We start from the raw sequence: 13698 nt of genomic DNA on the forward strand, positions 1-13698 counted from the left end.
CCCTGGTTATTGGTGGAAGGTCCCTTTGTGACACCTTGTGTCGCACATCCAGGGCGGTGCCGTCAAGCCTTGTTAGATTGACGATGTGAATCCGGCGACCGGACCGCTGTCCTCCTCGCTAAGCAACCGGCGCAGTGCGAGCGTGAGACCGGACTCCTCCACTCCGTCGAGGTCGCTCAGTCTTATGTCGGTCACATCGATGAAGTCTGTGCCGAAATCCGTAGCTTGCTCACCCACCTGGGCTCCCTGGCTCATCAAACATCTTGACGCCTCCATCCTTCCATGTTATGAAGTCAACTTCGACCCCAGATGGACTAGGACGTTTGTCGCTATTGGGGATTTTTGCGACTTGTGGTGGCGGGAGCCGAGACTTCTTTTCGTTCTTCGTTGTCACGAAAGTGTTTCAAGTTATGCGAGTCGAATAGCAGGTTCTGTCCGACCGGCTTATAAACATTCGGTTGAACCGGCTCTAGGATGAGCGCAGAACCAGGTCAGTGGAGGCGGTCACGTGTCTGTTTCGCACTCTTCCGGGACGTCGCGGACGTCGGGACGATCGCCGGACGTGTGGGGTAAGGTTCCGCAGCGAAACAAGAACTTCACCGGTAGAGACGATCTGCTCGAACAGTTGCGCAAGGGAGTCACCGCCGAGGTCACCGCGGTGGTCCCGCACGCCCTCCACGGACTGGGCGGTGTCGGGAAGACCCAGATCGCCATCGAGTACGCCTACCGCTACAGGTCCGCCTACGACCTCGTCTGGTGGGTCCCGGCGGACCAGCCCATGCTGGTCCGCTCCTCCCTGGCCGGGCTCGCCCCCTACCTGGGCCTGCCCTCGGCGGCCACCACCGGCATCGAGGACGCTGCCACAGCCGTGCTGGACGCGCTGCGCAGAGGTGAGCCGTACGACAAGTGGCTGCTGATATTCGACAACGCCGACCAGCCGGAGGACCTCAACGAGATCGTGCCCCGGGGCCCGGGACACGTTCTGATCACCTCCCGCAACCACCGGTGGCAGGGGGTCGTCGACACCGTCGCCATCGACGTGTTCGGCCGCGAGGAGAGCATCGAGTTCCTGAGCAAGCGGGTGTCCAAGGCGGTGAGCCGCGCCGAGGCCGACCGGTTGGCCGAGGAGCTCGGCGACCTGCCGCTGGCACTGGAGCAGGCCGGTGCGCTCCAGGCCGAGACCGGCATGTCCGTCGACGAATACCTCCGGCTGCTTCACGAGCAGACGGCGCTGCTGCTGGCGGAGAGCAAACCGTCGGACTATCCGGTGTCGATGACCGCGGCCTGGTCGCTGTCGGTGTCGCAGCTCGTCTCCAAGATGCCCCAGGCGGTCGAGCTCCTGCGCTGCTGCGCCTTCTTCGGTCCCGAACCCATCCCCCGGGACGTGTTCGCACCGCTGCCCGAACAGGCGGAGGCCGACTCCCGCCTCGGCGCGCTGCTCGGCAATCCCATCCTCGTCAGCCGGGCCATCCGCGAACTCGGCCGCTACGCCCTGGTCCGGCTCGACTCCGTCAGCCGCACCATCCAGGTCCACCGGCTGGTCCAGGCACTGCTCCGCGACGAGCTCAACGCGCAGGAAAGCCGGAGCTTCCGGCACGAGGTGCATCTCCTGCTCGCCGCCGCGGCGCCGGACGAGCCCGATGACAACACGGCCTGGCCCCGATACTCCGAGCTGCTCGGCCACGTGACACCCGCACGCGTCGCGCAGAGCCAGGAGCCGCAGGTCCGCCGGTTCGTCCTCGACGTCGTGCGCTACCTCTACTCCTCGGGTGACTTCAAGTCGGCGCGGGTGCTCGTCGAGAGCCTCCTCACCCAGTGGCAGGAGGACTCCAGCGACGACGACCAGTACGTCCTGTCGGCCCAGCGCCACCTCGGCATCGTCGTGCGCGAGCTCGGCGAGTACCAGGCCGCCTACGACCTCAACCGCGTGACGCTCGCCCGCATGGTGGAGGTGCTCGGTCCGGAGCACGCCGAGACGCTGCTGCTCACCAACAGCTACGGCGCCGACATCCGGGCGCGCGGCGAGTTCTCCACGGCCCTGGAGCACGACAAGGAGTCCCTGCGGCAGCACGAGGCGGTGTTCGGGCCGGACCACCGGCGGACGTTGCGCGCGATGAACAACCTGAGCATCGACTATCTCCTGCTCGGCGACTACACCGCGACCCGCCGGCTGCTCGAGAGAACCTACATGGTGCAGAGCAGAGCCGGCTCCGGTTCCAGCAAGCAGAACATCCTCGCCTTCCGCAACGGCCTCGCCCGTGTCGTACGGCTGAGCGGAGAATACTTCGAGGCCTGCGACCTGGGAGAGGACGCGCTGGAGTACGGTCTGCAGGAACTGGGCGCCGACCACCCCTGGACGCTGCGCACAGCCAAGGACCTGTCCATCGCCAAACGCCGGGCCGGTGCGATCGACGAGGCGCTGGAGCTCGCGGAGAGCACCTTCGAGCGGCAGGAACGCATCTTCGGCCGGGACCATCCCGACACCCTCGCGGCCGCCCTGTGCCTGGCCAACGCGTTGCGCGCCAGTGGGCGCACCGGCGAGGCGCTCGAACTGCTCAGGGACACCTCCACCCGCTATCCGGCGATGTACGGCGAGAACCATCCCTTCAACTACGGGTGCGCCACCAACCTCGCCCTGCTGCTCCGGGTCCACGGAGACGCCGAGCAGGCCCGGCAACTCGACCGGATATCGCTGGAGGGTCTCAACCGGACGCTCGGCGTGGACCACCACTACTCACTGACCTGTGCGATCAACCTCGCCAGCGACCTCGCGGTCCTCGGTGAGAACGCCGAGGCGCTCGACATGAGCCAGGAGACCCTTCTCCGGCTGCGCGACGTCCTCGGCGTGGACCACCCGCTGACCCTGGCCTGCGCCACCAACCTGGTTCAGGACCTGCGGGCGGAGGGGCACGCCGAGGAGGCGGACGCCCTCCGGAGCGACACCTTCGAGCGCTATCACCGCGTGCTGGGCCAGAGCCATCCCGACGTCCTCGTGGCGGCCCGCAACGACCGCCTCGACTTCGACTTCGACCCGCCCGCCATCTGAATCCCGTCCCGCGGCCCGCTCCGGGCCGCAGGCGAGGGCCTGGCCGTTCAGCCGTTGCGCTCGACCCACCGGTCGCGATGGCGGCGGCTCGCCTCGCGGGCCAGCGCCAGGGCCTCGTCCGGGACGGGCTCGGTCGCGCACGCGTCCAGCCGTTCGATCATGCCGGCCAGGAAGACCTCTCCCGCCGCGGTCAGCCGCCCGCTGTCCGCCAGCGTGCCGGAGACCAGTCGAGCCGCCACCCGCCACTGGGCGAACTCGGCGCTCGCCAGGACGGCGGCCTTTCCCTTCTCATGTGCGCGCTGGCGCCGCCAGAAGTCGGTGACACCGAGATAGGCGTAGGCGCCCTGAAGCAGTCCGCCCAGGGGACGGGGATCGTCACGCCAGGGCGCGTAGTGCCGCGAGCCGTCATCGGGCGCGAGCAACGGAACGGCGTCGAGCAGGGCGGACAGCTTGGCATGCTGGACCTCGTGGGCGAGTGTCACCGCGAGCGAGCATCCGTCCAGCGGCTCCGAGAGCGCCACGCAGCCGAAGGTCTCGCGCGAGGACGCGCTCGACTGTCCTGCGTTCTCCGGGGCCATCGGAGCGAAGACGGAGACCACCGCGGCGACCTCGTCGGCCACCGTCGGATGACACCGGACGAGGAGATCCCAGGCCGCGTCCAGCGTGGACTGCCAGCAGGCCACCCGCGTCGCGTTGAGCCTGCCGCTCAGGCCCGCCGAGCCCGGCATGCGCCAGGGGTCGAGGTCGTCGATCAGGACCCGCAGGCGCCTGCCGTCCGTCTCGGCCGCCAACGCCCTCAGGGGCAGCCAGCCCGGTGTGTCGTCCTGGGCGGACGGGGAGACCTCGATCCGGAAGCCGTCTCCCACGACCTCCGCTGCTCCCTCGGCGCAGCGGACCGTCGCCCGGGTGGCACCGCCGGGGACGAGGACCTGCCCCACCGAGGGAATCGTGATCACCCCGTCGATCACGGGCACCTCGACCGTGCAGGCCGTACCGGATCGCAGCGCCGCGGCGACGGCCAGTGCTCCGAGCTGCGCCGGTACCGCGGTGGCGCCGGGTTCGGAGAGCTTCCTGGCGGTGTGCCGGGCCCATGCCCCGACCGCCGGGTAGCGCAGCACCGCGTCCACGGCCTCCGGATGCCCGGACTGGACGGCGGCGAGGATGTCGTAGCCCCGGCGCGCGTCGCCGGCCTGGGGGTGCCCGGTCGCCTGAGCCGTGTCCAGCACCCCGCGCACCAGGAGCACGTGCTTGCTGTACTGCGTGGCCGCGAGCAGGCGTGCTGCCGCCACGCCACCCCCGCCCGACGACAGCTCGGAGAACGTATCCGCGGGAATCCGGTGTTCACGGAGGTTCATCGGGATCCTTTCAGCGTGGACACATCAGCGGCGACGGCTCGCCTGATGTGGGTGATGAGGCGGAGCAGGTCGGGACTGTAGACAGAGGGATTGGCGAAGCCGTCACCCGCGCGGTAGCGGTGGGCGTAGAGGCCGCCGCCGCACACGCGGGCGACGGGGCATGCCGTGCACTGCGGCGCCAGGGCCAGCTCGCCGATCTGGCGCGCCGCGACGGAGGGAAGTGCCAGCGCCGCGTCGAAGGCGTCGCGCGTCACGTGCAGTCCGGTGGACGCCGCTCCGTCGTAGGCGGACTTGAGGATGTCGGACTGCTCGATTCCGCCGTCGGTCTCGACCACCACCATCCCCGCCGGCGACAGGCCCACCTGCTCGTTCGTGGACGCCCCGCCGAGAAGCAGGTGCACGATCTCGTCGAAGAGCCGGATGCGGGTCGTCCGGAGAGGAGACCCGTACCACCGGTCGAAGACGGTGATCAGCCAGTCGGCGTACGGCGTGGCGTCCGAGCCGGGCACCCGGCCGGGCGGTGGAGCCGACCAGTTGCCGTGGGGGAGGAGGAGGTCCACGGCCGGCGGGTCGAACTCCAGGAGCGCCTCGTAGGTGGCGATCGGGTCGTTGCGGAGGTCGACGGCGCACAGCAGGCCGGCGAACAGGTGCCGGAAGGGGGCGGAGGAGAGACGGCCCAGGGCGGCGGTGACCGCCGAGTGGCTGCCGGTGCCGTCCGGGCGCCGCCTGTTCCTGTCGTGCATCTCCGCGTCGCCGTCGAGGCTGACGCCGATCCGCACGTCCAGCTCGTCGAAGAGTTCCAGGTAGGCGGTGTCGAGCAGGGTCGCGTTGGTCTGGAGGCTGACGTCGACACGGGTGGCGGGGCCGACCGCGGAACGAATCGAGGAGACCGCCTCACGGATCGGATCACGGCCGGCGAGCAGTGGTTCGCCCCCGTGCAGGATCACCTCGACCGAGGGCAGGTCGTGCGCGTGGACATGCTCGGCGATCCGGTCGGCGACGGCGGCCATGACCGCCGGGGACATCCGGCGCGGACGGGAGCGCCAGCTCTGGTCCGCCATCTCGTACATGTAGCAGTAGTCGCACGCAAGATCGCAGCGGCTGTGGATCTTGAGAATGAACTGGCGGAACGGGGTCGGGCGCCAGCCACCGGCCGTCAGCTCCATCACATCGAGAGTGGAGGGCCATTCGGGCACGGATAAGCCTCCACGCTGAGACCAGATGCTGTAGCCCGCTGTGACGGGAGAGATCAGCATAGCGAAGGCACCCCGGCGCGCCCGGTATTTCGGCCCTTCGGGTGCGGGGTACCGGACCGTACCCACAAGTGACCGGACCCCGCTCCCGGGGGCCCGGTCACGCTCAGGGAGTTCGGCGGACGGCGCGCGGCGGGATCAGAGGGCGATCCGGCCGGCTCCGGCTCCGGCGCTCACGACCGACTTGACGTTGGCCGCGGAGTCGAGTGAGTAGGAGTAGGGGATGGAGGCGACGCTTCCCCCGGCGTCCCCGGCGCCGGAGTTGACGAAGTGGTTGTTGCGGGCGACCAGGTTGCCCGGGTCCGACGATCCCTCGCCACGGTGGTAGGGGTCGTCGGTGTTCTCGAAGTAGTTGCCCTCGACGAGGACTCCGGCGCCCTCGGTGGAGGCCACGCCGTACCCGCCGCCGCTGCCGACGTTGGCGTAGTAGTTGTTGTAGACGTGCACCGGGTTGCCGAACCGCACGCGCGGGTGGCGCTGGTTGGTGCCGTCGAACCAGTTGTGGTGGTAGGTCACCCGCAGGTGCCCGCTGTCCTCACCCGCGTTGTCGTCGCTGTGGCCGAGCAGCATGGTCTTGTCGTGGTTGAAGAACCTGTTCCACGAGACGGTGACGTAGTCACTGGCCCGCTTGACGTCCAGAGCGCCGTCGTAGCCTTCGCTGAAGGTGTTGTGGTCGAGCCAGACCCGGGTGGAGTACTGGACGTTGATGCCGTCGTCGTCCCAGTCGCGGAAGGTCAGGTTGCGGACGATGACGTTGGACGCCTCGGAGATGTTGAGACCGCAGCCGACGATGGCGGCTCCGGAGTTGCCGATGACGGTCTTGTTGGAGGCGACCTTGAGCATGCCGGAGCAGGAGATCGTGCCCGACACCCGGATCACCGCCGCGCCACTGGCGGAGAGCGCGCTGGTCAGCGCCGAGGCGCTGCTGACCGTGGTCGGCGAGGTGCCGCCGCCCCCGGTGGTGCCGCCGCCCTGGGTGGCCCAGCCGACCAGGCCGGTGGTGTTGCCCGGCGGCGTGGTGGGCGTCACCGTGGGCGTCGGGGTGGGTTCCGAGCCCCCTGCGGGGACCAGTCGCCACTGCTTGGTCGCCACCGAGTCGCAGGAGTTCTGCTGGACGAGGGCGCCGGCCGAGGTCGCGTTGTCCTTGGTGTTGAGGCACTTGCCGCCGTTGGCGTTGACCACCCGGTAGTCGGATCCGGAGGCGGTGAGCTGCCAGGTCTGGGACGAGGCGCCCGAGCAGCCTTCCTGCTGGACGGCTTTGCCGGCGGAGGTGCTGGCGTCTTTGACGCCGGCGCATTTGCCGCTGTGGGCGGCTTTGAGCTGGAATCCGCCGCTGACGGCGGTCAGGTTCCAGGTCTGGCCGGCGGTGCCGGCGCAGCCGTTCTGGACGAGTTGTACGCCGTCTGCGGTGCTGGCGGCCGGTACGGAGAGGCAGAGGCTGCTTGCGGCGTTGACCAGGGTGTAGGCCCCGGGTGCGGGTGCGGCCGCCGCGGCGGTGGCCACGCCGGCGACCAGTCCCGAGGCGCCGAGTGCGCCGGCGACGGCGGCGACGGCGATCTTTCCGTTGATCCTTCGTTTCACTTCCGGGCTCCTTGCTGGTCCGGCAGACCGGTGTGGTCTGCGGTTCGGGTTCCCCCCAGCGAGCACTCACTGTTCACATATGTGATCGATATGCACATGAGCGAACAATGACACGGTAGGAAAGCGTTTTCCCGCTGTCAATCGACGATGAAACTTTCATGAAACGGAGAGTCAGCCCACCGCCGTGCGGCGGGTACGGCCGGAGGCGTCACCCGCCCGGGAGTCGAGGACGTCGCCCGTCCCGGAGCCCGGAGCCCGGAGCCCGGAGCCGGGAACCGGGAGCCGGGGGGCGTCGCCTGTCCGGGAGACCGCATCCGGTCCGCGCGGTCAGCCGATCTCGGCGCTGTCGTTCACGCGCAACTTGCGGCGGGCGCGCTCGTAGAAGCTCGTACTGCCGAGCCGTACGACCCAGGCGAGGGCGCGTATCGCGGTGACGGTGAGCTGGTCCCCGGGGCACAGGTGGGCGCCGATCGCCCCGTCCACCTCCACGGCCAGCCGGCCGCTCGTCGGGAGCACCTCAAGGCTGACCTGCTCGTCGGCGGAGAGCATCAGCGCCCGGTTGAACGCCGAGTGAGCCGCGGCCGGCACGACGAGGAACCCCTCGACCGTCGGGGACACGATCGGCCCGCCCGCGGAGAAGCTGTAGGCGGTCGATCCCGTGGGCGTCGCCACGATGACGGCGTCGGCCGCGTAGCGGACGAAGGGATGGCCCTCCACCGAGATCGCCACCGCGGACAGTCCGTCACCGGGGATGCGGACCAGGGCGATGTCGTTGAAGGCGGTCACGGAGGTGTCGCCGGGCAGGGTCGCGCGCACCGCCATCCGCGGTTCGACCGTGTACTCGTGGTTGTCGATGAACGACAGCGCGGAGGGCAGGTCGTCGACGTCGATCTCGGCGAGGAAGCCGAGCTTGCCGAGGTTCACGCCGAGGATGGGGGTGGGCCGTCCCGCGATGAGCCGCATGGTGCGCAGCATGGTGCCGTCGCCCCCCAGGCTGACCAGCAGGTCGGCGCGCTCCACGAGGGTGTCGGTGTCGACCGCGACCGCGCTGCAGTCGATCCGCCCGATCTCGTCGGGCAGGCCGTACACCGTGACCCCCCGGTCGCGGGCCCACTCGACGATCGTGTCGATGGCCACTTTCGAGTCGCGTCGCGGGTGCAGTACCAGACCCACCGTTTCGACCATGCCCATGCCGACACTGTACGGGGCGCCGTCTCGTGGTGGCCGCCGGGCAGCCGGGCGGGCGGGACGTGCCGCCCGGATCCCGCGGCCGTCAGCTCTGCCGCCGTTCCTTCATCCGTGCTTCGTGGAGATGACGGCGGCCGCCGGCCAGCCGGTCCCTGATCCGCGCCTCCACCTCGGTGAAGGGGCGGTAGTAGCCGTCGTCGTACTCCTCCACGACCTGGAAGGTCCACCGGCCGGGCAGCACGTCGCGGCCGATCAGTTCGGTGGTCACGGTGTCGGCCAGATCGGCGTGGCCGGCGGCGCGCAGCAGCTCCACGGCCCGGTCGAGCTGCAGGTCGGCGTGGCCGGTGAGCTGGTGGAACGAGTAGAGATGGCCGCGGGCCCGTTCGGTGGTCTCCAGGGCCTCCGACAGCCTGCCCAGCGCCTCCACGGTCGTGTCGTCGAGGCCGGGAGACGGGGTCCGGCCAGGCTGTTCTCCAGTGGTCACGTGGTCTCCTTGCCGGGCGTTCGCAGTCTGGACGGTCCGTTCTCCGCCGTGTTCCCGGTGTCGGGACCGGGAGGGAACGCGGAACCGTGGCGCGACGGTCCCGGATCGGGGCCGGACAGGGCGATCGTATCGGTGACCGCCGGATCGGCGCCGTCCGGCGACACGGGGGTGAAGAGGCGGGCGCAGGGGGATTTCCAGCCGCCGGAGACGTCCGCGGACCGCCGGTCGTCCTGCTCCGTCCGGGAATTCCGGTGTCCGGAGGATCAGAAGGATGTCAATTCCCTTTCTGCGGGTATACGACCAGTAGACAAGTATTGGGAGTGTGGACCATGACAGTTACCGGCATCATCACCGCCGTCGTCATCGGAGCGATCATCGGCGCACTGGGACGCCTGGTCGTGCCGGGGCGCCAGAGTATCCCGATCTGGCTCACCATCGTGATCGGTATCGTCGCGGCCCTTATCGGCACCGCGATCGCCCGTGCGCTCGGAGTGGGCGCCACCCGGGGGATCGACTGGATCGAACTGCTCATCCAGGTCGTTCTGGCCGCGGCGGGCGTTTTCCTGGCGGTCACCCTGTACGGCAGGCGCGGGGTCCGTTAGCGGACCCGACCGGCTGACCGGCATCCGGCCCGCCCAACCGGGCGTCGGCCGTCTCATTGTGGCCCCGGCCTGGGAATTCCCGGCCGGGGCCACTGCCGTGCGGTCTGCGGTCCGGTGGGGGCGAGAAGGCCTCCGGTCTTCCTCGCGGACCCGGGTCGGGCTCGCCGGAGGTCTGCGGGTTCCGGCGCGGGACGGGCGATCGCGCCCTCCCGGCCGCCTCCGTCCGCTCCGGTCGCCGTCGGCGATCCAGACCGCCCAGTAGGGCCCAGATGCGGTTAACACCCGGCAAAACCGAGACTTTCGGCTTTAGCTCCGCATTTCCTATTAATGTTGGCATTCTGATTTTGCCAAATAATATTTAATGCTTGACAGGCTATTTAAGAGAACTCCAAAATCAGTCCTGTTCGCGATGGCGGTCTGCATCCGGATTTTCGTTTCAGAGGTGGGAAGCTCTTGCGGTTCTGACGGCGGTCGACTTCTCATGCTCTGATTCGAGCTCTCATTTCTCTCTTTCGACACGAGTGCGGACAGGTGGTGTGTTGTGACGGAGTTCGATGCCGGCAGGGCGCAGTTGAGTCTGGGTACGGCCGCGGCGCGCAATCTCGCGACGACGACCAAGACGGCGCCCCAGATGCAGGAGATCTCCTCGCGGTGGCTGCTGAGGATGCTGCCGTGGGTCCAGGTCTCCGGCGGCACCTATCGGGTGAACAGGCGGCTGAGCTACACCGTCGGGGACGGGCGGGTGAGCTTCACCACCGTCGGATCGCAGGTGAAGGTGGTTCCGGCGGAGCTGTGTGAGCTGCCGACGCTACGCCACTTCGACGACTCCGAGCTGCTCCAGGCGCTGGGGGAGCGGTTCGCCCAGCGGGAGTTCGCCCCCGGGGACGTGCTGGCGCAGGCGGGCCAGCCGGCCGACGAGGTGGTGCTCATCGCCCACGGCAAGCTCAACAAGGTCGGCACGGGACCCTACGGTGACGAGGTCATCCTGGGGGTGCTGGCCAACGGTGACCATTTCGGTGACGAGATGCTGGCGGGCCCGCAGACGGAGTGGGAGTTCACGGTCAAGGCGGTGACCGCGGGGACGGCGATGGTCCTACCCCGGCAGGCCTTCCAGGAGCTCGCCGACCAGTCCCAGGAGCTCCAGGCCCACCTGCACCGGGTGCAGGCCGGTCCGAAGGGACCGCAGAACAAGTACGGCGAGGCCGCCATCGAGATGGCGGCCGGGCACGCGGGAGAGCCGGACCTTCCCGGGACGTTCGTCGACTACGAGGTCGCGCCCCGTGAGTACGAGCTGAGCGTCGCGCAGACCGTGCTGCGCGTGCACAGCCGGGTGGCCGACCTCTACAACGATCCGATGGACCAGATCGAGCAGCAGCTGCGGCTGACGATCGAGGCGTTGCGGGAGCGCCAGGAGCACGAGCTGATCAACAACCGCGATTTCGGGCTGCTGCACAATGCCGATCTCAAGCAGCGGATCCACACCCGGAGCGGTCCTCCCACCCCTGACGACCTCGACGAGTTGCTCAGCCGCCGGAGGAACACGCAGTTCATCCTCGCCCACCCCTACGCCATCGCCGCGTTCGGCCGGGAGTGCAACAGCCGCGGGATCTACCCCCTCGGCATCGACATCGGCGGGGGCACGGTGCCCGCCTGGCGCGGTGTCCCGATCTTCTCCTGCAACAAGATCCCCATCACCGGCACCCGCACCACGTCGATTCTCGCCATGCGGACCGGGGAGGACAACCAGGGCGTCGTCGGTCTGCACCAGACGGGCATACCCGACGAGTACCAGCCCAGCCTGTCGGTCCGTTTCATGGGCATCAGCGAGAAGGCGATCATCTCCTACCTGGTCAGCGCCTACTACTCCGCGGCCGTGCTGGTCCCCGACGCGCTCGGCATCCTCGAAGACGTCGAGCTCGGCCACTGAAGGAGGCAACGACATGACCGCGGTTGAGGTGACAGCCGGGGGGCGTTCGGCACGCGAGGTGCTGGACTGGAGCCGTGACATGGTCGAGTCCGCCCTGCGCCCGGCGGCCGACAGGCTCCCCCCGTCGATGCGGCGCATCGCCGGCTACCACTTCGGCTGGTGGGACGAGCATGGCCGTCCGGCGGAGGCGGACGCGGGCAAGGCACTCCGTCCCGCGCTCGTCCTGCTGGCGGCCGAGGCCGTGGGCGGCGCCGCGGCCGCCGCGCTGCCGGCCGCGGTCGCCGTCGAGCTGGCACACAACTTCTCCCTCCTGCACGACGACGTGATGGACGGCGACAGGACCCGTCGTCACCGTCCCACGGCCTGGGCCGTCTTCGGCGTCAGCCCGGCCATCCTGGCCGGTGACGCCCTGCTGACCCTGGCCTTCGACGTGCTCTCCACCGGCGGGCATCCGGACGCCCCGCAGGCGACACGGATCTTCAGCGTCGCGATCCAGGAGCTGCTGGAGGGCCAGCACACCGACGTCGCCTTCGAGCGGCGCCAGGATGTCGAGCTCGCCGAGTGCCTGAGCATGGCGGCGGGTAAGACCGGCGCCCTGCTCGGGTGCGCCTGCGCGCTCGGCGGGCTGTTCGGCGGCGGCAGTCTGGAACAGGTTGAGCACCTGAACGCCTTCGGCAGGGATCTGGGACTCGCGTTCCAGCTCGTCGACGACCTCCTGGGTATATGGGGAGACCCCTCGGTGACCGGCAAGCCGGTCTATTCGGATCTGCGTAGCCGTAAGAAGTCCCTGCCGGTCGTGGCCGCGCTCACCTCCGCGACCTCGGATGGACGGGAGCTGGCCAAGCTCTACCACGGGGAGCATCCCCTGTCCGACGCGGATCTGGTCCGAGCGGCCGAGCTCGTCGACGCCGTGGGCGGTCGTGCCTGGAGTCAGGCGCGGGCCGACGAACTGCTGACCCGGGCGCTCGGCCACCTGCGGTCGGCCGGGTCGGTGCCCGTGCCGGTCGCGGAACTGGACGTGCTCGCTCGCCTTGTCACCCGCCGCGACCACTGAACGAGGCGGAGGGCCGGTCGTGGTCGCGGGGGAGCGGCAGGGGTGGGTCGCGGGTCAGACGAACGCGCCGACCCCGGTGATCGCGCGACCCACGATCAGGCTGTTGATCTCACGGGTGCCCTCGTAGGAGTAGATGGCCTCGGAGTCGGCCACGAACCGGCCCATACCGTAGTCGAGCACGATTCCGTTGCCGCCCATGATCTCCCGGCCCCAGCCCACCGCCTCACGCATCCGTACGGTGCAGAAAGCCTTGGCCATGGCCGAGTGCTCGTCCTTGTAGACACCCGCATCCTGGAGCTGCGCCAGCCGTACCACCATGCCCAGGGAGCAGGTGACGTTTCCCAGCATCCGTACCAGCAGGTCCTGGACCAGCTGGAAGCCCGCGATCGGCCGCCCGAACTGCTCGCGCGTCCTGGCGTACTCCAGCGCGAGCTCGTAGGCGCCCATCATGCAGCCCACCGCCTGCCAGGCCACCCCGCCCCGCGTCTGCCGCAGGATCGTCGAGGTGTCGCGGAAGCCGTTCGCGTTCAGCAGCCGGTTCTCCTCGGGGACCAGGCAGTTCGTCAGCGTGATGTCGGCGTTCTGGACGGTCCGCAGCGCGATCTTGTTCTCGATCTTCGTGGCGGAGAATCCGGGGGTGCCCTTCTCGACCACGAATCCCTTGACCTGTCCGTCGGCCTCGTCCTTGGCCCACACCACGACCAGGTCGGCGAAGGTGGCGTTGCCGATCCAGCGCTTGGCCCCGTTCAGCACCCACACGTCGCCCTCGCGCCGGGCCGTGGTGCGCAGCCCCGCCGCGACGTCGGAGCCGCCGTCCGGCTCGGTCAGCGCGAAGGCCCCGATCTTCTCCATCGCGGCCATCTCCGGCAGCCACCGCTCCCGTTGCCCGTCGGAGCCCAGCCGGTCGATGCTTCCCATCGCCAGCCCGTTGTGCACACCGAAGAACGTCCCCATCGAGGGGTCCACCCGGTTCATCTCCAACACCACGAACCCGGTCAGCAGGCTCCGTGCCCCCCGGTACGGCAGGCCGGCGATGTCGAGCTTCGCGAACTCGGGGATGAGCTGGTGCGGGAACCGCGCGTTGGTCCACGCCTCGTCCGCGATGGGCGCGACCCGTTGGGCCATGAACTCACGCACGCGCAGGACGATGCCCTTCTCGTCCTCGTCCAGCAGTTCGAAGTAGTCGTAGAAGTCACCTGTCGTCATCG

At 69.2% G+C, this 13698-nt stretch carries 11 protein-coding genes; 4 read left to right on the forward strand and 7 right to left on the reverse strand.

Annotated elements, in window-relative coordinates; translation table 11 throughout:
* Window positions 1-72: 72 nt before the first annotated feature.
* A complete protein-coding gene (fxsA, locus tag OHA77_RS32690; protein ID WP_406313158.1) occupies window positions 73-276 on the reverse strand; it encodes an FxSxx-COOH cyclophane-containing RiPP peptide in 204 nt (67 codons plus the stop codon).
* A gap of 286 nt (window positions 277-562) precedes the next feature.
* On the opposite strand from fxsA, the gene fxsT reads away from it, so the two are divergent.
* Window positions 563-3046 carry an FxSxx-COOH system tetratricopeptide repeat protein gene (gene fxsT, locus OHA77_RS32695; protein WP_406313159.1) on the forward strand — a complete coding sequence of 828 codons (2484 nt, stop codon included), beginning with the start codon at window positions 563-565 and terminating at the stop codon, window positions 3044-3046.
* Between the two features lie 47 nt (window positions 3047-3093).
* Here the strand turns inward: fxsT and OHA77_RS32700 are convergent, their stop codons facing one another.
* The 5 genes from OHA77_RS32700 to OHA77_RS32720 form a co-directional block, all read right to left on the reverse strand.
* Window positions 3094-4401, reverse strand: coding sequence for an HEXXH motif domain-containing protein (locus tag OHA77_RS32700; protein ID WP_406313160.1), 1308 nt, complete (start codon window positions 4399-4401; stop codon window positions 3094-3096).
* Entirely contained in the window at window positions 4398-5597 is a 1200-nt protein-coding gene (locus OHA77_RS32705; RefSeq protein ID WP_326824350.1) for an FxsB family cyclophane-forming radical SAM/SPASM peptide maturase, read from the reverse strand. The genes OHA77_RS32700 and OHA77_RS32705 overlap by 4 nt, the downstream gene beginning before the upstream one ends.
* A gap of 195 nt (window positions 5598-5792) precedes the next feature.
* Window positions 5793-7235, reverse strand: a complete 1443-nt coding sequence (locus tag OHA77_RS32710) for an RICIN domain-containing protein (protein ID WP_406313161.1) — start codon at window positions 7233-7235, stop codon at window positions 5793-5795.
* A gap of 327 nt (window positions 7236-7562) precedes the next feature.
* The gene (locus OHA77_RS32715; RefSeq protein ID WP_406313162.1) at window positions 7563-8426 is read right to left on the reverse strand and encodes an NAD(+)/NADH kinase; all 864 of its coding nucleotides are present in this window, start codon (window positions 8424-8426) and stop codon (window positions 7563-7565) included.
* A gap of 82 nt (window positions 8427-8508) precedes the next feature.
* Window positions 8509-8907 (reverse strand): hypothetical protein, encoded by a 399-nt coding sequence (locus OHA77_RS32720; protein WP_326824347.1) that lies wholly within the window; start codon window positions 8905-8907, stop codon window positions 8509-8511.
* 329 nt (window positions 8908-9236) lie between these two features.
* Between OHA77_RS32720 and OHA77_RS32725 the strand changes: the two genes are divergently transcribed.
* The 3 genes from OHA77_RS32725 to OHA77_RS32735 all read left to right on the forward strand — a co-directional run bounded on the left by OHA77_RS32725 (window position 9237) and on the right by OHA77_RS32735 (window position 12490).
* A complete protein-coding gene (locus OHA77_RS32725; RefSeq protein WP_406313163.1) occupies window positions 9237-9509 on the forward strand; it encodes a GlsB/YeaQ/YmgE family stress response membrane protein in 273 nt (90 codons plus the stop codon).
* A gap of 541 nt (window positions 9510-10050) precedes the next feature.
* Window positions 10051-11436, forward strand: a complete 1386-nt coding sequence (locus tag OHA77_RS32730) for a family 2B encapsulin nanocompartment shell protein (RefSeq protein WP_326824345.1) — start codon at window positions 10051-10053, stop codon at window positions 11434-11436.
* A 13-nt stretch (window positions 11437-11449) separates the two neighbouring features.
* A complete protein-coding gene (locus OHA77_RS32735; RefSeq protein ID WP_406313164.1) occupies window positions 11450-12490 on the forward strand; it encodes a family 2 encapsulin nanocompartment cargo protein polyprenyl transferase in 1041 nt (346 codons plus the stop codon).
* Window positions 12491-12544: 54 nt separating this feature from the next.
* Here OHA77_RS32735 and OHA77_RS32740 read toward each other — a convergent pair whose 3' ends face one another.
* A complete protein-coding gene (locus OHA77_RS32740; RefSeq protein WP_326824343.1) occupies window positions 12545-13696 on the reverse strand; it encodes an acyl-CoA dehydrogenase family protein in 1152 nt (383 codons plus the stop codon).
* Window positions 13697-13698 lie beyond the last annotated feature (2 nt).

The sequence above is a fragment of the Streptosporangium sp. NBC_01639 genome (assembly GCF_045209755.1).
Taxonomy (GTDB): Bacteria; Actinomycetota; Actinomycetes; order Streptosporangiales; family Streptosporangiaceae; genus Streptosporangium.